Annotated in this window: 17 protein-coding genes; 13 read left to right on the top strand and 4 right to left on the bottom strand. The window is 67.0% G+C overall.

Going from position 1 to position 20,604, the window contains the following annotated elements; all coding sequences use genetic code 11:
* Together ABDV78_RS13745 and ABDV78_RS13740 are read right to left on the bottom strand one after the other, a co-directional pair.
* On the bottom strand, positions 1–1,090 hold a 1,090-nt coding region (locus ABDV78_RS13745), incomplete at its 3' end, for an efflux RND transporter permease subunit (protein WP_343527956.1).
* 7 nt (positions 1,091–1,097) lie between these two features.
* Positions 1,098–2,279, bottom strand: coding sequence for an efflux RND transporter periplasmic adaptor subunit (locus ABDV78_RS13740; RefSeq protein ID WP_343527958.1), 1,182 nt, complete (start codon positions 2,277–2,279; stop codon positions 1,098–1,100).
* Positions 2,280–2,581: 302 nt separating this feature from the next.
* On the opposite strand from ABDV78_RS13740, the gene rpiA reads away from it, so the two are divergent.
* From rpiA to ABDV78_RS13705, 7 genes are all read left to right on the top strand, one after another.
* Positions 2,582–3,253 (top strand): ribose-5-phosphate isomerase RpiA, encoded by a 672-nt coding sequence (gene rpiA, locus ABDV78_RS13735; RefSeq protein ID WP_343527955.1) that lies wholly within the window; start codon positions 2,582–2,584, stop codon positions 3,251–3,253.
* Between the two features lie 74 nt (positions 3,254–3,327).
* A complete protein-coding gene (gene tkt, locus ABDV78_RS13730; protein ID WP_343527954.1) occupies positions 3,328–5,415 on the top strand; it encodes a transketolase in 2,088 nt (695 codons plus the stop codon).
* Entirely contained in the window at positions 5,415–6,539 is a 1,125-nt protein-coding gene (gene tal, locus ABDV78_RS13725) for a transaldolase (protein WP_343527953.1), read from the top strand. The genes tkt and tal overlap by 1 nt, the downstream gene beginning before the upstream one ends.
* A gap of 78 nt (positions 6,540–6,617) precedes the next feature.
* Entirely contained in the window at positions 6,618–7,601 is a 984-nt protein-coding gene (gnd, locus tag ABDV78_RS13720) for a phosphogluconate dehydrogenase (NAD(+)-dependent, decarboxylating) (RefSeq protein WP_343527952.1), read from the top strand.
* Entirely contained in the window at positions 7,598–8,419 is an 822-nt protein-coding gene (locus ABDV78_RS13715; protein ID WP_343527951.1) for a Cof-type HAD-IIB family hydrolase, read from the top strand. The genes gnd and ABDV78_RS13715 overlap by 4 nt, the downstream gene beginning before the upstream one ends.
* Positions 8,416–9,162, top strand: a complete 747-nt coding sequence (locus ABDV78_RS13710) for an HAD-IIB family hydrolase (RefSeq protein ID WP_343527950.1) — start codon at positions 8,416–8,418, stop codon at positions 9,160–9,162. Before ABDV78_RS13715 ends, ABDV78_RS13710 begins: the two co-directional genes overlap by 4 nt.
* Positions 9,159–9,668 (top strand): biliverdin-producing heme oxygenase, encoded by a 510-nt coding sequence (locus ABDV78_RS13705; RefSeq protein WP_343527949.1) that lies wholly within the window; start codon positions 9,159–9,161, stop codon positions 9,666–9,668. The genes ABDV78_RS13710 and ABDV78_RS13705 overlap by 4 nt, the downstream gene beginning before the upstream one ends.
* A gap of 73 nt (positions 9,669–9,741) precedes the next feature.
* Here the strand turns inward: ABDV78_RS13705 and ABDV78_RS13700 are convergent, their stop codons facing one another.
* The gene (locus ABDV78_RS13700; protein ID WP_343527948.1) at positions 9,742–11,892 is read right to left on the bottom strand and encodes a histidine kinase dimerization/phosphoacceptor domain -containing protein; all 2,151 of its coding nucleotides are present in this window, start codon (positions 11,890–11,892) and stop codon (positions 9,742–9,744) included.
* Positions 11,893–12,097: 205 nt separating this feature from the next.
* Between ABDV78_RS13700 and ABDV78_RS13695 the strand changes: the two genes are divergently transcribed.
* The 5 genes from ABDV78_RS13695 to ABDV78_RS13675 are packed head-to-tail and all read left to right on the top strand — an operon-like array spanning position 12,098 to position 17,467.
* Positions 12,098–13,264 (top strand): acyl-CoA dehydrogenase family protein, encoded by a 1,167-nt coding sequence (locus ABDV78_RS13695; RefSeq protein WP_343527947.1) that lies wholly within the window; start codon positions 12,098–12,100, stop codon positions 13,262–13,264.
* A gap of 16 nt (positions 13,265–13,280) precedes the next feature.
* Positions 13,281–14,879, top strand: a complete 1,599-nt coding sequence (locus ABDV78_RS13690) for a carboxyl transferase domain-containing protein (protein WP_343527946.1) — start codon at positions 13,281–13,283, stop codon at positions 14,877–14,879.
* A gap of 5 nt (positions 14,880–14,884) precedes the next feature.
* A complete protein-coding gene (locus ABDV78_RS13685; RefSeq protein ID WP_343527945.1) occupies positions 14,885–15,160 on the top strand; it encodes a barstar family protein in 276 nt (91 codons plus the stop codon).
* 4 nt (positions 15,161–15,164) lie between these two features.
* Positions 15,165–17,018 carry an acetyl/propionyl/methylcrotonyl-CoA carboxylase subunit alpha gene (locus tag ABDV78_RS13680; RefSeq protein ID WP_343527944.1) on the top strand — a complete coding sequence of 618 codons (1,854 nt, stop codon included), beginning with the start codon at positions 15,165–15,167 and terminating at the stop codon, positions 17,016–17,018.
* Positions 17,015–17,467 carry a MaoC family dehydratase gene (locus ABDV78_RS13675; RefSeq protein ID WP_343527943.1) on the top strand — a complete coding sequence of 151 codons (453 nt, stop codon included), beginning with the start codon at positions 17,015–17,017 and terminating at the stop codon, positions 17,465–17,467. The genes ABDV78_RS13680 and ABDV78_RS13675 overlap by 4 nt, the downstream gene beginning before the upstream one ends.
* 5 nt (positions 17,468–17,472) lie before the next feature.
* Here ABDV78_RS13675 and ABDV78_RS13670 read toward each other — a convergent pair whose 3' ends face one another.
* Positions 17,473–19,545 (bottom strand): TonB-dependent receptor, encoded by a 2,073-nt coding sequence (locus ABDV78_RS13670; protein ID WP_343527942.1) that lies wholly within the window; start codon positions 19,543–19,545, stop codon positions 17,473–17,475.
* Positions 19,546–19,786: 241 nt separating this feature from the next.
* Here ABDV78_RS13670 and ccmC point away from each other — a divergent pair, with 241 nt between their 5' ends.
* A complete protein-coding gene (gene ccmC, locus ABDV78_RS13665) occupies positions 19,787–20,512 on the top strand; it encodes a heme ABC transporter permease CcmC (RefSeq protein ID WP_343527941.1) in 726 nt (241 codons plus the stop codon).
* The last annotated feature ends 92 nt before the right edge of the window (positions 20,513–20,604 follow it).

Here is a 20,604-nt window from a genome sequence, read left to right as displayed (position 1 = left end):
GCCAGCTTTGCAGGAAGACGAACATGACGATGACGACGAGGATGATCGCCTCGATCAGCGTCTTGACCACCTCGTCGATCGACAGCTTGATGAAGGCGGTGGTGTCGTTGGCATAGGCGACCTTCAGCCCTTGCGGGAAGGTCTTGGCGACGCGGGCGATCTCGGCCTTCACCAGTTCGGCGGTCTTCAGCGCGTCGGCGCCCGGCGCCATCAGCACGGCGATACCCGCGCCCGGATGCTGGTTGATCCGGCTGACCGCGGCATAGCTTTCCGCGCCCAGCTCGATCCGCGCCACGTCGGACAGCTTGACGGTCGCGCCGTTGTTCAGGGTCTTGACGATGATCTGGCGGAACTGCTCGGGCGTCTGGAGCCGGGACATGGAGGTCACGGTCGCGTTCAGCATCTGGGTGGTGGCCGACGGGGTGCCGCCGACCTCGCCCGCCGCGACTTCGGTATTCTGGTTCTGGATCGCGGTGGTCACGTCCGACGGCATCAGTTGGTAGGATGCCAGCCGTTCGGGGTTGAGCCAGATGCGCATCGCATATTGCGAGCCGAAGACGTTGGTGTCGCCGACGCCCTGGATACGCCCCAGCGGGTCCTGGAGGTTGGAGACGAGATAGTCGGCGACGTCCTGGTTCGTCATCCGGTTCGTCTCGTCATAGACGCCCGCGATCAGCAGGAAGTCGGGGTTCGACTTGCGGACGACCAGCCCTTGTTGCTGCACCTGTTGGGGCAGGCGGGCGACCGATTGCTGGACCTGGTTCTGGACCTGCACCTGCGCGATATCGGGGTCGGTGCCCTTGGCGAAGGTCGCGGTGATCGTCACCGATCCCCGGCTGGACGAGGACGACTGGAAATAGAGCAGCCCGTCGATGCCCGTCAGCTGCTGCTCGATGACCTGGGTGACCGAGTTCTGCAGCGTCTGCGCCGAGGCACCGGGGAAGGTGGCGCGGATCGAGACCTGGGGCGGTGCGACGTCGGGATATTGCGCGATGGGCAGGCCCATGATCGCGCCCACGCCCGCCAGCATGACGATGATGGCAAGGACCCAGGCGAAGATGGGACGATCGATGAAGACGCGGCTGAGCATGGTCCGGTCAGCCCGCCTTGCCCTTGGCGGCCTGCATCTTCTTCATCTGTTCGGGTGAGGGTGGCTGGACCTTTTGCGGGCTGTCGGCGGGCACCGCGCGCACGCTTTGGCCCGGGCGCAGATTGGCCAGGCCCTGGGTCACGATCCGGTCGCCGGGCTTCAGGCCGTCGGTGACGACCCAGAAGGCACCCTGGGTACGCTCGGCCTTGACCGTCTTCTGCCGGACCTTGTCATCCGCGCCGACGACGAAGAGCGTCGCATTGCCCTTCGGATCACGCGAGATCGCCTGTTGCGGGACCAGATAGGCGCTGGTGTCGATCGCCTGCGCGAACCGCGCGCGGACGAACATGCCGGGCAGCAGCAGCCCCTGCGGGTTCGGGAAGCGGGCGCGCAGCGTCACGGTGCCGGTCTGCGGATCGACCACGGCTTCGGCGAACTCGACCGTGCCGGTCTGGCCGTAATCGGTCCCGTCCTCCAGCCTCAGGCTGACCCGCGCGCTGGCGGGGATCAGTCCGTCGCGCGCCGACAGGCTGCGCCGCAGCGACAAAAGGTCGCTGGCCGATTGCTGGATATCGACGAAGATCGGATCGAGCCGCTGGATCTGCGCCAGCGGATCGGTCTGGCCCGAACTGACCAGCGCGCCGACGGTGAAGAGCGACCGCCCGATCCGCCCGGTGATCGGGGCGGGGACGGTCGTGAACTGCAGGTTGACCCGTGCGGTCTCCAGCGCGGCGCGGGTCTGCGCGACCTGCGCGGCGGCCTGTCGGGCGGAGGCCTGGGCGTTGGTGTAATCCTGCTTCGAAATCGCCTCGATCTGCGCCAGCGGGCGATAGCGTTCGGCCTGGATCCGTGTCGCCTCGGCATTGGCCTGTGCGCTCTGCAGGTTGGCGGCGGCCTGGTTGGCGGCGGCGCGATAGAGGCGCGGATCGATCTCGTAGAGTGGCTGGCCGCGCTTGACGAGGCTGCCTTCGGTGAACAGGCGGCGGCGGATGACGCCGGTCACCTGCGGCCGGACATCGGAGCTTTCAAAGGCGCTGGTCCGCGCGGCCAGTTCGGTGACGATCGGCGCATTGCCCGGCTGCACGGTCACGAAGCCGACCGTCGGCGTCTGCTGGGCGCCGCCACGTCCCTTGGCCGCGTCGCCCCCATTGCCGCCGCACGCCGAAAGAGTCGCGAGGGCCAGGGTCATGGCCGTACCGGCGAGCACTCCACGCCCGCGAAAGCCTGCAAAGTTCAATTCGTTCACCTGCCTGAGATGCCAGCCGTGCGTGCGGCCCGCGCGATAATGCGCGAACTGCACGATACGTTGCCGTTTGATAACAAACTGCACGATGGCCCTTCATAAAGGCAAGCGATGATGGCCTATTTCCGCCGCCTTTATTGTCGCAAAATGTCGCGCCGCGGTCCGGCGGGAAGGGTGGGCGACGTGAATTGGACGATTAATTGGACCGGGGGGGAGCTTTTGCGCCTCTTACGCATTATCAAATCGACATGACCGATCGGGACGCCGACAAGCGCCTAGCCGCCATCGCGGCGGTGCAGGAAATTCGTGACGATATGCTGGTGGGGCTCGGTACGGGTTCGACCGCCGCCCATGCCATCGCCGCTCTGGCCGCGCGCAGGCTGAGGATCGAGACCGTGGCGACCTCGCAGGCGAGCGCAGCCCTGGCCGAGTCGCTGGGGCTCAAGGTCTTGGATTTCGCGGGCGTCTCCAGGGTCGATATCGGGATCGATGGTGTCGATGCGATCGATGCGCGTCTGCGCGCCGTAAAGGGGGCGGGGGGTGCGATGCTGCGCGAGAAGGTGGTGGCGGATGCCGCCGATCGCATGATCGTGATCGCGGACGGCTCGAAGCGCGCCGAACGGCTCGGCGGCGTCGCGCTGCCCGTGGAAATCCTACCCTTCGCACGGAGCGCTGTTATCGCACGGCTGGCGCACCTGTTCGAGCGCGTGGTCGAGCGCCCCGGCTATCGCACCGACAACGGCAATATCGTGGTCGACGGCCATGGCTGGGACGATGGCGGGCTGGAGGCGCTGGTCGCCGGATTGTCGACGCTTCCCGGCGTGGTGGGACATGGGCTGTTCCTGCACGAGATCGACACAGCCTATATTGCCGACAATGGGGTCGTTACCCGGCTGGAACGGGGGGCGAAGCCGCGCTAAGGCCCCTGGCGCATGGTAACCGGAGCGAGCGCCGACGCGTTCGATCGCACATAATAAGGATGAGGCCAGAATCCATGACCGATGCCACCACCCACGCCGTGGCCGATACCCATCTGCACGAAGACGGGTCGATCGAGCGACTGACCATCGACACCATCCGCACCCTGTCGATGGATGCGGTGCAGCAGGCCAATTCGGGCCACCCGGGCACTCCCATGGCGCTCGCGCCGGTCGGTCACACCATCTGGTCGAAATTCCTGCGATACGACCCCGCGCATGCCGACTGGCCCAATCGTGACCGCTTCGTGCTGTCGGTCGGCCATGCTTCGATGCTGCTCTATTCGCTGATCCACCTGGCGGGGATCGAAGAGATTGACGCCGAAGGCAAAAAGTCGGGCAAGCCCGCGCTGAGCCTTGAGGACCTCAAGGGTTTCCGCCAGCTCAATTCCAAGACCCCCGGCCACCCCGAATATCGCCACACCACGGGGGTCGAGACGACGACCGGTCCGCTGGGCGCAGGGTGCGGCAACTCGGTCGGCATGGCGATCGCCGAGCGCTGGCTGGCGGCGCATTTCAACCGCGAGGGTTTCCCGATCTTCGACCATGACGTGTACGTCGTGTGCGGGGACGGCGACATGATGGAGGGCGTCGCGTCCGAGGCCGCCTCGACCGCCGGCCATCTGAAGCTGTCCAACCTGTGCTGGATCTACGACTCGAACCAGATTTCGATCGAGGGTGGCACCGACATCGCGTTCAACGAGGATGTGGGCAAGCGGTTCGAGGCCTATGGCTGGAACGTGCTGCACGTCGATGACGCCAACGACGTCGCCGCGCTGACCGCCGCGCTCGATACGTTCAAGGCGACGACCGACAAGCCGACCTTCATCGTCGTCAAGTCCGTCATCGGCTATGGCAGCCCCAAGGCGGGCAGCGAAAAGGCGCATGGCGAGCCGCTGGGCGAGGATGCGATCCGCGCGACCAAGAAGGCCTATGGCTGGCCCGAGGACGCCAAGTTCCTGGTCCCCGACGGCGTGCGAGAGGCCTTCCAGGGCGCGATCGAGGCACGCGGCAAGCCGCTGCGCGACGAATGGGTCGCGATGACCGATCGTTATCGTGCGGCATATCCCGAACTCGCCGCCGAACTCGACGCGATGCTCGCCGACAAGCTGCCCGAGGGCTGGGACAGCGAGATTCCGGTGTTCGAGACGGATGCCAAGGGCATCGCCAGCCGCGACTCGGGCGGCAAGGTGCAGAACGCCATCGCCGCCAAGGTGCCGTGGCTGATCGGCGGCTCGGCCGACCTTGCGCCCTCGACCAAGACGCTGATCAAGGACGGCGGTTCGTTCCAGCCGGGCAGCTATGAGGGGCGCAACCTGCACTTCGGCGTGCGCGAGCATTCGATGGGGGCGATCGTCGACGGCATGGCGCTGTCGCATCTGCGCTCCTATGGCGCGACCTTCCTTGTGTTCTCCGACTATATGCGCGCGCCGATCCGCCTCGCCGCGATCATGGAGCTGGGCGCGACCTTCGTGTTCACGCACGACTCGATCGGCGTGGGCGAGGATGGCCCGACCCACCAGCCGATCGAGCATCTGGCGACGCTCCGCGCGATCCCCGGGCTCGACACGATCCGCCCCGGCGATGCCAACGAGGTCGCTGAGGCGTGGCGCTGCGCCGTCGAGTCGGCCAGCCATCCGACCGCGCTGATCTTCTCGCGTCAGGCGCTGCCGACGCTCGATCGCGGCAAATATGCGCCCGCGTCGGGCGTGAAGAAGGGCGGCTACGTCCTTGCGGATTGCGACGGCACACCCGACATCATCCTCATCGCAACGGGGTCGGAACTGTCGCTGGTGACGGATGCCTATGAGACGTTGAAGGCTGATGGCATCAAGGCGCGCGTCGTCTCGCTGCCGAGCTGGTATCGCTTCGAGTTGCAGGATGCGGCGTACAAGGAAAGCGTCCTGCCCAAGGGCGTCACCAGGCGTCTCGCTGTCGAGCAGGCCGGGTCGATCGGATGGGACCGTTATGTCGGGTTCGATGGCCGCACGATCACCATGTCGACCTTCGGCGCCTCGGCCCCGCTCGCCAAGTTGCAGGACAAGTTCGGCTTCACCCATGACAATGTCGTGAAGGTGGCCCGCGAAATGCTGGAGACCAAGTGATGAGCAAGTTGCAGGAACTGGGCGCCAAGGGCTGCGCTCCCTGGCTCGATTTCGTCGATCGCAAGTTCCTTGAGGCGAAGGGGCTGGAAAAGCTCGTCGCCGAGGACGGGCTGACCGGCGTCACCTCCAACCCGTCGATCTTCGAAAAGGCGATGGGGCATGGCGATGCCTATGACGGCACGCTGGCCGCGTTCGACAAGGAAAATCCCGGCGCGGCGACCATCGACCGTTACGAGCATCTGGCGATCCAGGACATCAAGGCGGCGGCGGAAACGCTGAAGCCCGTCTATGACCGTCTCGACGCCAAGGACGGCTATGTCAGCCTGGAGGTGTCGCCCTATATCGCCGACGACACCGACGCGACCATCGCCGAGGCGGAAAAGCTGTGGCACGCGGTCGATCGCCCGAACCTGATGATCAAGATCCCCGGCACCGATGCGGGCGCTCCGGCGATTTCCGCGACGATCGCCAAGGGGATCAACGTCAACGTGACGCTGCTCTTCTCGAAGGCTGCCTATATCAAGGTGGCCGAGGCCTATGCGGCCGGGCTGGAAGAGCGGGTGAAGGCCGGGCAGCCGATCGACCGGATCGCCAGCGTCGCCAGCTTCTTCGTCAGCCGCATCGACTCGGCGATCGACAAGAAGATCGACGAGCGTGTCGCCGCGGGTGATGCCGAGGCGGATGCGCTAAAGGCGGTGCGCGGCAAGGTCGCGATCGCCAACGCCAAGATGGCGTATCAATGGTATCTGGAGTTCCTGAAGTCCGACCGCTGGCAGGCGCTGGCCGCCAAGGGCGCGCGGCCGCAGCGGCTGCTCTGGGCGTCGACCGGCACCAAGGATCCGTCCTTCCCCGACACGCTCTATGTCGACACGCTGATCGGGCCGGACACTGTCAACACCATGCCGCCCAAGACGATGGACGCCTTCCGCGACCATGGCACGGTGGCCGAGACGCTGACCGCCGATATCGACGAGGCCAAGCATGTTCTGTCCGAGGCCGAGCGGCTGGGGCTGGACCTGGACGGCGTGACCGACACGCTGGTCGCGGAGGGGGTGGCCTCCTTCGTCAAGGCATTCGATGATCTGCTCGGCGCGATCGGGCAGAAGCAGCCCGCCACCGCCTGATCCGACAGGCCCCCTTCCCAGAGCGGGAAGGGGGCCTTTCACTTTCTACGATATCTCAAAAACATAATGGAGTTCCGCATGAAGATCGGTCTGGTCGGCCTTGGCCGCATGGGTGGCAATATCGCTCGCCGCCTGATGCAGGCTGGGCATCAGGTGGTGGCCTGGGATCGCAGCGACGAGGCGGTGCAGACGCTCGCCAAGGACGGCGCGGAGGCAGCCACGGGTCTGGAGGACATGGCGGCCAAGCTCGCCGATAAGGCCATCTGGTGGGTGATGCTGCCCGCAGGCGCGCCGACCGAGGACACGATCGCGGAAATCGCCAAGCTCGCCAAGGACGGTGATGTCATCATCGATGGTGGCAACAGCTTCTACAAGGACGATATCCGCCGCGCCAAGTCGCTCGCGGAACAGGGCATCCATTATGTCGATGTCGGCACTTCGGGCGGCGTCTGGGGCCTGGAGCGCGGCTATTGCATGATGATCGGCGGCGACAAGGAAACGGTCGATCACCTCGACCCGATCTTCGACGCGCTGGCGCCGGGGCTGGGCACCATCGTCCGCACGCCCGGCCGCGTGGCCGACAAGGTCGATGAGCGCGCCGAGAAGGGCTACATCCATGCTGGCCCCGCCGGTGCGGGGCACTTCGTCAAGATGATCCACAACGGCATCGAATATGGCCTGATGCAGGCCTATGCCGAGGGCTTCGACATCCTCAAGTCGAAGAACAGCGACAAACTGCCCGAGGATGAGCGCTTCGACCTGAACCTGACCGACATTGCCGAAGTGTGGCGGCGCGGCAGCGTGATCTCGTCCTGGCTGCTCGACCTGACCGCGATCGCGCTGGCCAAGGACGAGATGCTGGAGCAGTTCTCGGGCCATGTCGCCGATTCGGGTGAGGGCCAGTGGACGATCGACGCGGCAATGGAGGAGAAGGTTCCGGCCAACGTCCTGACCGCCTCGCTCTTCGCGCGCTATCGCAGCCGCATCGAGCATACCTATGGTGACAAGGTGCTGTCGGCGATGCGCTTCGGCTTTGGCGGTCACACCGAAATCCCGCAATGATGAAGCCGATCCGGCTCGTCGTGTCGGACGTCGATGGCACGCTGGTCGACCCCGACAAGAAGCTGCGGGCCGCCACCATCGCCGCCGTCCGGCGGCTGGAGGCGGCCGGCGTCGGCTTCACCATCATCAGCGCCCGGCCCCGGTCGGGGCTGGGATGGCTCGCCGATGAACTGGCGATCGACGCGCCGATCGGGGCGTTCAACGGTGGGACGGTGTTCCGCCGCGACGGCAGCATCGACGCGCAGTTCCGTGTGCCGGTCGAGGTCGTGAAGGACGTATTGGCGATGGCGGCGGAAAACCCGGTCGCCATCTGGGTCTTCGCGGATGATCGCTGGTATGCCAACAGCGGCGAGGGCACGCATGTCGAGCATGAGCGCAAGGCTTCGTCGCAGGAGCCGGTCATCACCCAGGACTTTGCCGCGCTGGTCGACAAGGTCGACAAGATCACCCTGGTCAGCGACGATGCCGACCTTCTGCGTGGCCTGTTGGAAAAGGCCGATGCGGCGCATGGGGCGGTGGCGACCATCGCGCAGTCGCAGACCTATTATCTCGACGTGACCGCGCTTCATGCGAACAAGGGCGATGGCGTGGCGACTTTGGCCAAGGCGTTCGGCGTGCCGTTAGAGCAAGTGGCGGTCCTGGGCGACCAGGCCAACGACCTTCCCATGTTGACACGCGCGGGGCTGCCGATCGTGATGGCGAATGCGCCGGACGCTGTTAGGGAACAGATATCGGTACACACCCGTTCCAACGCGGACGACGGCGTGGCCTATGCCATCGACAACCTCATCATGCCCAGAATCGGAGTGCCTTCATGAAGCAACTGGTTGCGTTCGACCTCGACGGTACGCTGGCCGAAAGCAAACAGCCGCTGGGCGAACCGATGGGGGAGGCGTTGGCCGACCTTCTCGACGTCGCGCATGTCGCGGTGATTTCGGGCGGCGACTGGCCGCAGTTCGACAAGCAGGTGGCGAGCCGCCTGCCCGCGCGTGCCGACCGCAGCAAGCTGTGGCTAATGCCGACCACCGGCACCAAGCTCTATACGTTCAAGGACGGTAGCTGGGCCCCGGTCTATGCCGAACTGTTCGACGATGCGACCAAGGCCAAGATCCTGGAGGCGTTCGATGCCTCGCTGGAGGCGACCGGCTTCGTCCCCGAGCAGACCTGGGGCGAGCGGATCGAGGATCGCGGCAGCCAGATCACCTTCTCCGCGCTGGGCCAGCAGGCGCCGATCGACGCCAAGGAACATTGGGACCCCAAGTTCGAGAAGCGCAAGGTCATCCAGGCCGACCTCAAGCAGCGCCTGCCGGGCCTGTCGATCAACATGGGCGGCGCGACCTCGATCGACATCACGCGCGAGGGTGTCGACAAGGCCTATGGCCTCAAGAAGCTGCGCGATGCCAGCGGGATCGAACTCGACGCGATGATGTTCATCGGCGACGCGATCTTCCCGGGCGGCAACGACTATCCCGCCAAGGAACTGGGCCTCGACACGGTGCGCGTGCGCGACCCGGAAGAGACGCTGGCGGTCATTGCGGGGATCGTCGCCTGCCTGAAATGAGGGACAGCGCCTCGGCGGTCCTGCGCGACCGCACCGGCCCCGCGCATGAGGCCGTGGATGCCGCTTATGGTCGGTATCGGCTGGACGATCGGGAAAGCTATGCGGCGTTCCTGATCGCCCATGCGCGGGCGCTGCCTGCGGTCGAGGCTTGGCTGGCCGATCGGGCGATCGCCTTCCCCTGGCGATCACGTCGCGAGGCGCTGGCGGCGGATCTGGCGGTCTTGGGGCGGCCCATGCCCGATCCTCTGCCGTTCGCATTGCCCGATGACGATGCGGCAGGCTGGGGCGCGCTTTACGTCATCGAAGGCTCGCGGCTGGGCGGGGTGATGCTTGCCAGGCAGGTGGAGGAGGGGCTGCCCCGCCGCTATCTGGAATCGGGTTTCGGTCCGGGCGAATGGCGCCAATTCCGCCAGGCGCTCGATGCGGCGGCGGTCGATCAGGCGTGGATTGCGCGTGCGGTCACGGCGGCGGAGCAGGTGTTCGCGCTCTACGGACACGCGGCATAGGTTACCGCCTCCGCTCGGGCCGGGCGCAGCGGAGGAAGCCGCGCCATAGGGGCGCTACGGGGGCCCCGATCGCTCAATCCGCGATCGGCGCGACCACGATCGCCCGCAGGCCGGGCTGGTTGTCGGCATAGTCGATCGAGCCCGACAGACGCTGCATCATCGCGGCCATCATCCGGCTGCCGAAGCCGTGCCCGTCGCCACCCTCGCCGCTGCGCCCGCGTCCCTCGTCGGCGACGATCAGGCGCAGCCGGTTGCCATATTGCTCCAGCGTGATGATGACCGGCCCCGCCGCGCCGTCATAGGCATATTTGGTCGCGTTGATGATCAGCTCGGTCGTCACAAGACCCAGATTGACCGCCCGGTCAGTGGGCATCAGCACGGGGGCGAGGTCCAGCCGCATCACCGCCCCCCATTCCGCGCCCAGCGACTGTTTCATGTCGCCGACCAGTTCCTCCAGATAGCGGGCCAGATCGACCGTCTGGATCTGGTCGTCGCGGTAAAGACGTCGGTGGACCAGCGCCACCGCCGAAAGCCGGGCCTGGGCTTCGGCCAACTGCTCGCGCACCGGACCGTCGCCAGCCGCCTTGGCCTGGAGCGCCAGGAAGGAGGAAACAAGCTGGAGGCTGTTCTGGACCCGGTGGTCCACCTCCTTCATCAGTATGTCCTTCTGCTGGAGCAGCGCCAGCTTGTCGTCCAGCGTCCGTTGCAGCGTGGCGTTCAATCCGCGCAGCCGGTGGGTCTGGAACGCATCGTGCAGGGCACGGCGCAGCCGATGCGCGCTCTCCACTTCCTCCAGTGTCCAGCGGCGCGCGCGACCGCGCACCGTCTCCCGCCAGCTGTCGAAGGAGGCGCGCGGGGTCAGCGTCTCGTCGGGTGTCATCGCGACCGACTTGTGCGGATCGCCCGCCCATTCGATCTCCTCGACCTGCTCGGGGCGGAACCACAACAGGGTCACGCCGCCATCCACCAGCGGCAGCGCCATCAACCCGCTGGCGGTGGAGGCCAGCGATGCGGCCTCGGGCATGACGCCGCCCAGTTCGTGCGTCGCGTAAAGCTCGCCACCGCTGCGAAGCGATGCCGCCTGGGCCAGTTCGAGCACGGCCAGCGCGGGCGGGCATCGGCCGTGCGTGTGGACCTTGCCGTTTTCGACCATGGCAAAGCCCGTCGCACCCATCATCGCCATCAGTTCGGGCATCAACCGGCCGATGGCCAGGGTACTGTCGCCCGGCCCCGCGATGCGCGGCAGGATGCCATCCTCTGCCGCGCGCAGGCGCAGGCGCTCGCGATAGGCCTCCGCCTCCTGCTTCGCCCGGATCTGGCGCGCGAGACCGCCGGCCAGCGCCGCGGCGGTGGCGCGCAGTTCGGGGGACAGGCAACGCGGGCTGTCATGATGGCAGGCGATCATGCCCCACAAGACCCCGTCCTTGACGATCGAGATCGAGGCGGAGGCCCCGACGTTCATGTTCCGCAGATAGCGGACATGGATGGGCGATACGCTGCGTAGACCGACATCGCTGAGGTCCAGCGTCTCGAAGCCCGCCGGGCGCAGCGGCGCCGGGGTATAGGCGGCGTCGGGAATGCTGCGCGTCCGGTTGCGTATGTAGAGGGCGCGCGCCTGTTTCGGAATGTCGGAGGCGGGGAAATGGTGATGGAGGAAGGATTTGAAGCCCGGCGCGCGCGACTCGGCAACGACCTGTCCGGCATCCTCGTCGAGGAAACGGTAGATCATCACCCGGTCGAAGCCGGTCAGCGTGCGGAAGACCGTCGCCGCGCGCTCGCACAATCCCGACAGATCGGCGGTCCGCTCGAAGCTGGTCGCCGCGGCGTCCAGCCAGTTGAGGGGGCTGCCCGCACCCCAGGGGGTGTCGGCGATGCTTGGCTCCATCTCGATCAGGATGCAGCCCGCTGTGCGATGTGCCGTGACCGCGAAGGACTCGGAGATGCCGGGAATCGGCCGGACCGCCGTGACGGAGTTCGAACCGATCGGGAACTGCTTGGCGAGCGTGGCGACCTCGTCGCCTGCCAGCTCGGCTATGGGCAACCCCAGCCATTCGGGCGCCAGGCGTTCCTCGATCGCGCCCGCGCCGGCCACGACGGTCAGCGTGGCGGGATCGACCACCAGCAACAGCCCGTGCGGCTGTATCGCGCCGGGCATATGGATGGGTTCCCGATCGCAGGCCGTGATGTCTTGTGCAGGATCGGTCACGATGGTGCGCGTGGCCATCAGGGTCGGGCTTTCCTCTCTTCCCTGACACATGCCGGGTTTCGCCTTGTGTAGCAAATGATTGACGGCGGGAATCGATCCCCAGCGCCTGTACGAGCCCTTTCGAGCCAGCCGGTCGAGCCAGCTTGCATGGGAACTATCATTGCGCGTTCGGGTAATATCCGGTTAAGACGACGCAACGGACATCAGATCCGCTGGAGAGGACATGATCGACGATTTTGACTTCGCGCTTGGTGAGAGCGCGGACATGATCCGTGAGGCGACACGCCGTTTTGCGACCGACCGGATCGCGCCGCTGGCCGCGCGCATGGACGCGGAAGACTGGTTCCCCCGCGCCATCTGGCCGGAAATGGGCGCGCTGGGCCTGCATGGCATCACCGTGGACGAGGCCGATGGCGGGCTGGGCCTCGGCTACCTGGAGCATGTCGTCGCGATCGAGGAGGTGTCGCGGGCCTCGGCCTCGCTCGGCCTGTCCTATGGCGCGCATTCCAATCTGTGCGTCAACCAGATCCGCCGCTGGGGCTCGCCCGAGCAGAAGGCGAAATATCTGCCCGGCCTGATCTCCGGTGAGCATGTCGGCAGCCTGGCCATGTCGGAAGTGTCGGCGGGCTCGGACGTGGTCTCGATGAAATTGCGCGCCACACAGGTAGAGGGTGGCTGGCGGTTGACCGGCACGAAGTTCTGGATCACCAACGCCCCCTATGCCGACACGCTGGTCGTCTATGCCAAGACGGGCGAGGGCAGCCGGGGCATCACAGCCTTCCTGATCGAGAAGGACATGGCCGGTTTCTCGATCGGTCAGAAGATCGACAAGATGGGCATGCGCGGCAGCCCGACCGCCGAACTGGTCTTCAACGACTGTTTCGTGGGTGACGCGCAGGTCATGGGGCCGGTGAATGGCGGTGTCGGCGTGCTGATGAGCGGGCTGGACTATGAGCGCGCGGTGCTGGCGGGCATTCAGCTAGGCATCATGCAGGCGTGTCTCGACGTTGTGGTGCCCTATGTCCGCGAGCGGCGGCAGTTCGGGCAGGCGATCGGCGAGTTCCAGCTAATCCAGGCCAAGATCGCCGACATGTATGTCGCGCTCAATTCGGCGCGGGCCTATGTCTATGCGGTGGCGCGGAGTTGCGATGCCGGGCGAACCACGCGGTTCGACGCGGCAGGCGCGATCCTGCTCGCCAGCGAGAATGCGGTGAAGGTGGCGATGGAGGCGATCCAGGCGCTGGGCGGAGCGGGCTATACCAAGGACTGGCCGGTCGAACGCTTCGCGCGCGATGCCAAGCTGCTCGACATCGGGGCGGGGACCAACGAAATCCGCCGGATGCTGATCGGCCGTGAACTGATCGGCAAGCTTGAAAAGGTCGCACAATGAGCCTGGGTTTCGCGTCATGGGTGTGGTGATGTCCTCGCGGCTGTCGCGTGACGATGTGGCGTTTCGCGCCAATGCCGACCATAACCGCGCGCTGGCCGAGCGTCTCCGGGCCGATGTGGCGAAGGTCGGGCTTGGCGGCAGCGAATCCTCGCGAGACCGCCATGTCGCGCGCGGCAAGCTGCTCCCTCGCGACCGGGTGGAGCAGTTGCTCGACGCGGGTTCACCTTTCCTCGAGATCGGCCAGTTGGCGGCGAACGGCCTGTACGACGATGCGGTCCCCGGCGCTGGGCTGATCGCCGGGATCGGCCGGGTGCATGGCCGACAGGTGATGATCGTCGCCAACGACGCGACGGTGAAGGGCGGCACCTACTACCCCCTGACCGTCAAGAAGCATCTCCGCGCTCAGGAGATCGCGCTGGAGAACCGGCTGCCCTGCATCTATCTGGTCGATAGCGGCGGCGCGAACCTGCCGCATCAGGCCGAGGTCTTTCCCGACCGCGACCATTTCGGCCGCATCTTCTTCAACCAGGCGCAGATGTCGGCGGCAGGCATTCCGCAGATCGCCTGCGTCATGGGAAGCTGCACGGCGGGCGGCGCTTACGTGCCCGCCATGTCGGACGAGACGGTGATCGTACGCGGGCAGGGGACGATCTTCCTCGCCGGTCCCCCGCTGGTGAAGGCGGCGACGGGTGAGGTCATCTCGGCCGAGGAACTGGGCGGCGCGGACACCCATGGCCGCAAGTCGGGGGTGGTCGATCACGTCGCGGAGAATGACGATCATGCGCTGTCGATCGTTCGCGATATCGTGGAGACACTGCCGCTACAGACGCTGCCCGAGGTCAACCTCGCCGAGCCGGACGAACCGCTCTATCCGGCGGAAGAATTATACGGCCTGATCCCGCAGGACGTGCGCGCGCCGTACGATGTGCATGAGGTCATCGCCCGGCTGGTCGACGGATCGCGCCTTCATGAATTCAAGGCGCTGTACGGTGCCAGCCTCGTCTGCGGCTTCGCGCATATCCATGGCAAGCCGGTCGCCATCCTCGCCAATAACGGCGTGCTGTTTTCCGAGAGCGCACAGAAGGGCGCGCATTTCATCGAACTCGCGTGCCAGCGGCGTATCCCCTTGCTGTTCCTCCAGAACATCTCCGGCTTCATGGTCGGCGGCCGCTACGAAGCCGAAGGCATCGCCAAGCATGGCGCCAAGCTGGTGACGGCGGTGGCGACGGCGCAGGTGCCCAAGATCACCGTGCTGATCGGTGGCAGCTTTGGTGCTGGCAATTACGGCATGTGCGGGCGGGCCTATTCCCCGCGCTTCCTGTTCACCTGGCCCAATGCGCGCATCAGCGTGATGGGCGGCGAACAGGCGGCGAGCGTGCTGGCCACCGTCCACCGCGACGCGGAAAGCTGGACGCCGGAGGAAGCCGAGGCGTTCAAGACCCCGATCCGCCAGCGTTACGAGGATGAGGGCAATCCCTGGTACGCGACCGCGCGGCTATGGGATGACGGCATCGTCGATCCGGCACAGACGCGCGATGTGCTGGGTCTGGCGCTGGATGCATGCCTCAACGCACCGATCGCGGAGGCGCCCCGCTTCGGGGTGTTCCGCATGTAATGCCGATGGACCTGACCATCGATGGCGCGACCGTGGTGGACGAAGCCGATTTCCATGCCCGCATTCGGGAAGCCTCCGGCGTCGAATGGTATGGCGGCAGTCTGGATGCGTTGTTCGACCTGTTGGTCGCGGTGGTCGAGCCGCCGATCGCGCTACGCCTGACCAACGCCTCCGCTGCACGACGAGCGGTGGGAGAGCGCTTCGACCGTATCCTGACCGTGATCCTGGACGCCATCGCCGAACGGCCGGGCGATGCCATCACGCTGACGCTGGAGTCCTGATCCTATGATGAACAGCCTCCTCATCGCCAATCGCGGCGAGATCGCCTGCCGTATCATCCGCACCGCGCGCGACATGGGCCTGCGCACCATCGCGGTCTATTCCGACGCCGATGCGCGGGCGCTGCACGTCCGGCTCGCCGACCAGGCCATCGCCATCGGCCCGGCCCCGGCGCGCGAAAGCTATCTCGACGCCGCGCGCATCCTCGCCGCAGCGAGGGAAAGCGGCGCGGAGGCAATCCATCCCGGCTATGGCTTCCTGTCCGAGAATGCGGAGTTCGCCGAGCAGGTGATCGCGGCGGGCCTGATCTGGGTCGGCCCGAACCCCGACAGCATCCGCGCCATGGGCTTGAAGGACGCCGCCAAGGCCCGCATGATCGCGGCGGGCGTCCCCGTCACCCCCGGTTATCTGGGTGAGGATCAATCCCCCGACCGCCTTGCCGCCGAGGCGGACGCGGTCGGCTACCCGGTGCTCATCAAGGCGGTGGCGGGCGGCGGCGGCAAGGGGATGCGCCGCGTCGACGATCCCGCCGCCTTCGCCGAGGCGCTGGCCTCCTGCCGTCGCGAGGCTGCCTCCTCGTTCGGCGACGATCGGGTGCTGATCGAGAAATATATCCTCTCGCCCCGCCATATCGAGGTGCAGGTCTTCGGCGACCGCCATGGCCGGGTGGTCCACCTGTTCGAGCGCGACTGCTCGCTGCAACGCCGTCACCAGAAGGTGATCGAGGAAGCCCCCGCGCCCGGCATTGACGACGCGACACGGCAAGCCGTCTGCGGAGCCGCCGTCCGTGCCGCGCAGGCGGTGGACTATGTCGGGGCGGGGACGATCGAGTTCATTGCCGATGCCTCCGAAGGGCTGCGCGCCGACCGGGTGTGGTTCATGGAGATGAACACCCGCCTCCAGGTCGAGCATCCCGTCACCGAAGCGATCACCGGCGTCGATCTGGTCGAATGGCAGCTCCGCGTCGCGGCGGGCGAGCCCCTGCCGCTGGCGCAAGACGACCTCGCCATCCACGGCCACGCGATCGAGGCACGGCTTTATGCCGAGGACCCGGCCAGGGGCTTCCTCCCCGCGATCGGCACGCTGGAGGTGTTCGACCTCGGCGACGACCCCGCGATCCGCATCGACACCGGCGTCGAGGAAGGTGCGGAGATCACCCCCTGGTACGACCCGATGATCGCCAAGGTCATCGCCCATGGCGAGACCCGCGAGGACGCGCGGGAGACGCTGGCCGATGCGCTGGACGAGGCGGTGATCTGGCCGGTGCGCACCAATGCGGGCTTTCTGGTGGAGGCGCTCGACCATCCCGATTTCGCGAGCGGGCATGTCGATACCGGCCTGATCGCGCGCGAGGGCGAGGCGCTGATGCCGCCGACCGAGCCGTCCGAAGAGGCTCTGGCCGAAGCAGCGGCGGCGCTGGTCGGCGCGGATGATCTTTCCGGCTTCCGCCTCAACGCCGCGCCAAGGCGAAGTGCACGCTTCCTGCTCGACGGGCGCGCGATCACCGTCGATTTCAGCGAGGCGGGCGACTTGCCTCCGGCGCCAACGGACGAAGTGCTGATTTCGGAGGGTGGTCAGAGCTGGTCCTTCACCCGCTGGCGCGCCGATGGCTTGGCCGCGGGCGGTGCGGGCGACGGCGCGATCCTGTCGCCCATGCCCGGCCGGATCATCGCGGTCGCCGTGGCCGAAGGGCAGGCGGTGTCGGCGGGCCAGCCGCTCGTCACGCTGGAGGCGATGAAGATGGAGCATGTCCTGACCGCGCCCTTCGACGGCATCGTCACCGACCTGAAGGCCCGGACCGGCGGCCAGGTGGCCGAGGGCATTGCGCTGGTCCGCATCGTCGCGGAGGATGCGGCATGAGCGGGCGCTATTTCGACGAGTGGGCCATCGGCGACCGGATCGAGCATCCGATCCGCCGCACGGTGACGGAGACGGACAATCTCCTGTTCTCGACCATGACCCATAATCCCCAGCCGCTGCACATCGATGCCGAGGCGGCGAAGGCGAGCGAGTTCGGGCGGATCCTCGTCAACGGCACCTTCACCTTCTCGCTGATGGTCGGGCTGTCGGTCGGGGAGACGACGCTGGGCACGCTCGTCGCCAATCTGGGCTATGACGAACTGGTCATGCCCGCGCCGGTGTTCCTGGGCGATACGCTGCGCGCGACGAGCGAGGTGACGGCGTTGCGGGAAAGCAAGTCGCGGCCGGGCGCCGGGCTGGTGACCTTCCGGCACGAGGCGCTGAACCAGCGCGATGAGGTGGTGTGCCGGTGTCTGCGCACGGCGTTGCTCAAGAAGCGGGACGCCTGACGGGACTATAACCGGGTTCGCACGCCGATCCACAGCGTCCGGGGCGTCGCGCGCTCGATCACCCCCGCGCCGCTATAGGCCGCCTCGACCCGTGCGTCGGCCAGATTCTCGGCCCGCGCTTCGATCAGCCAGCCGCGCAGGATCGGAAGCGCGGCATAGGCGTCCAGCGTTGTGGCGGGCGCGAGTGACCGGAGATTCTGGTCGTCCTCGAACTGCCGGCCGATATGGCGCACCGTCCCGCTCAGCGTATAGCCGCGATGCGCGACCGCCAGCGTCCCCGATAGCTGGTCGCGCGGCGTCTGTGCGGGGCGCAGGCCGTCGAGCGAGGCGGCGGCGCCGGACGCTTCCACCCGCGCGATGGTGTGCGACCAGGAGCCGCGCGCGCTCACCGGCCCGGCGGTCCAGTTCGCCTCCAGCTCGAATCCCTGCGACCGGATGGCGTCGAGATTCCGGCGCATCCGATAGACGCCGTTCGCCGCGACGAAGCCGACCCCCGGAAAGGTCCCCGGTCCGTTGGCGATCGTCACATTTGCGATCGCATCGGTCAGCCGGTTGAGGAAATAGGTGCCCGACAGCCGGACGCTGGCCACCGGGGTCAGGTCGAAACCACCCTCGACGCCCTCGACATGCTCGGGGTTCAGCGCGGCATTGGCGGCGGTCGCATCGGCCCCCGCGCGAAACGGCCGGTAGAGTTCGTTGAGCGTCGGCAATCGCCAGCCGCGATAGGCGGCGGCGCGAAGGGCAAGCGGTTGGACGGCGTGGACCGACACGCCCAGCCGCCCGGTGAACTCCTGTCCCGAGCGATCGAGGAAATCGCTGTCGGTCAGGGCCGCGCCGGTTGCCAGCAAGGACTCATCCAGCCGTCCGTTGCGGATGCGCCAATCGTCGACCCGTGCGGCGGCGGCGAGGGTCAGGATGCCCGCCTCCACGCTGCCGTCGGCGAACAGCCCCATCGTCCGCGTCGCACCGCCCGCCTCGCGCCGCCGGGTGGGGGCACCGGCGGCATAGCTGTAGCGTTCCTGCGTCCGCCCGCTGGTGTCGCGAATGTCCCCGCCCAGTCGCAGCGCGATCGCGTCCCCCAGCGGCGGCGACACCTCGATCCGGGCGCCCAGCCCGGTCGCGGGGACGTTATACTGGTCAAGCGTCAGCGTCGCCGCCGTCCGCGCGGCGTTCACGCTGGCATAGCGCGAGGCGAACTGGCGCGTCTGGACATAGGCCAGCGCCGACCAGCCCCATGCCCCGCGTCCGACCAGCCGGATGCTCGCATCCGCGCCGTCCGAGCGATTGTCGGTGAAGGCGGTCCCCCGGTCGCGGGCGTCGTGAAAACCGGCCAGCGTCATCTGCAACTCGGTCGACGGCGCGATGCCGACGACACCGCGCGCCGCGCCCGAATATTGCTCATAGGGGGCGGGACGATCGGCGAGGCCACGCTGGCCCGCGATGATCGGGGTGAAGCCGTCGCCGCGCGCATAAGCCCCGGAGAGGGTCAGGAAACCGCCCTCGCGCACCACTGACGCGGCCGCCTGCGCATCGACCGAATTCCGGCTGCCATAGGACATCGCCAGATCGAGCGGGGCAAGCTGATCGGGTGTCGCGCTGTCCATCTCGATCGTGCCCGCCAGCGCGCCCGGCCCCCAGAAGCCCGATCCGCCCCCGCGCGTCACCCGGATGCGTCCCAGCCGCCCGGTGGCATAGGCGGGAAACACCACCCATCCGCCGAACGGATCGGCCTGTGGCACGCCGTCCAGCACCAGCAGCGCGCGACTGGACGCATTACCGCCCAGGCCGCGCAGGGTGATGCCCTGCGATGTCGGATGCGCCGATCGACTGTCGGAACGGCGGAACTGTTGCAGCCCCGCGACATCGGCGAGCACATTCTCCAGCCGTTGTGCGGCGTTCTGCGTGATCCGGTCGCGGTCGATCGTCACCACGTCCAGCGCCCGGTCGCCCGGCTGGTCGTTCAGGCCGCGGCCGGTGACGACCACGGTGGGCCCCGTTTCCGAAACCGTCTGGGCCATCAGGCCGGATGGAACGGCCGCCAGCGCCGTACACAGGGAAAGACACGTAAAGCGAAACATGGCGGTCGTCATTGTCGGAAATCCCCCTGATTGTCATCCATCGTCCCCTGCGCGGAGCCGGGGGCCTTCTCGGCATTGTCGATATGTCCCGAGAAATCCGGGCTTTCCGGGATGACGGAGCGGCCTTGGCGGCTGTTGTCGATGGAGTAAACCAGCCGCCGCGCGCCGGGTTGCGCGGGCGGAAAATTCTTGCGCCCAGACGGATGACGGGCCGCCAAAAGCCTCTTACAGTCCGCCTATCGTGCCCAGTATCCATGCCCTTGCGAACCCTGCGCGTTTCCTGAAGATCGCCCGTCCGTTGACCGGGATTTTCCTGGGCGCCGGCATTGTGCTGATCGCGGTCGCGATATGGGCCGGGTTGACCCAGACGCCGCCCGACTATCTGCAGGGGGAGACGGTCCGTATCCTCTATATCCATGTGCCCGCCGCATGGCTGGGCATGGCGGGGTGGAGCGGGATCGCGCTGTCCAGCCTGTCGCTGATCGTCTGGCGTCATCCGCTGGCACAGGTCGCCGCGCGCGCCATTGCCTGGCCGGGGGCGGTGTTCACCGGGCTGTGTCTGGCGACGGGGTCGATCTGGGGACGGCCGACCTGGGGGACATGGTGGCAATGGGACGGCCGGTTGACGTCGATGCTGCTGCTGCTGTTCGTCTATCTGGGTTATATCGCGCTGGCCCGCGCCGATGCGGAGCGCGGCGGGGATGGGCGGATTCCGGCGCTTTACGGCCTGGCGGGGACGGCGTTGCTGCCGGTCATCCGCTATTCGGTGGTGTGGTGGAACACACTGCATCAAGGCCAGTCGATCGGGCTGACCGGCTCCAGCATCGATGGCTCGCTGCTATGGCCGCTGCCGATTTCGCTCGGCGGTTTCACCTTCCTGTTCGCGGCGATCGTGCTGATGCGGATGCGCACCCTGCTCGCCCTGGCCAGGGCCGAGGCGCGGATGCGGCGGATGGCGCGCGCATGAACCAGATGGCATTCGTGGCGGCGGCCTATGCGGTGATGCTGGGGGGCGCAGGCGCGCTGACCCTCATCAGCTATCTGGCGATGAAGCGCGCC

It is taken from the genome of Sphingomonas sp., assembly GCF_039594485.1.
In the GTDB taxonomy this organism is placed as follows: domain Bacteria; phylum Pseudomonadota; class Alphaproteobacteria; order Sphingomonadales; family Sphingomonadaceae; genus Sphingomonas.
This window is presented reverse-complemented; position numbering and strand designations above follow the sequence as displayed.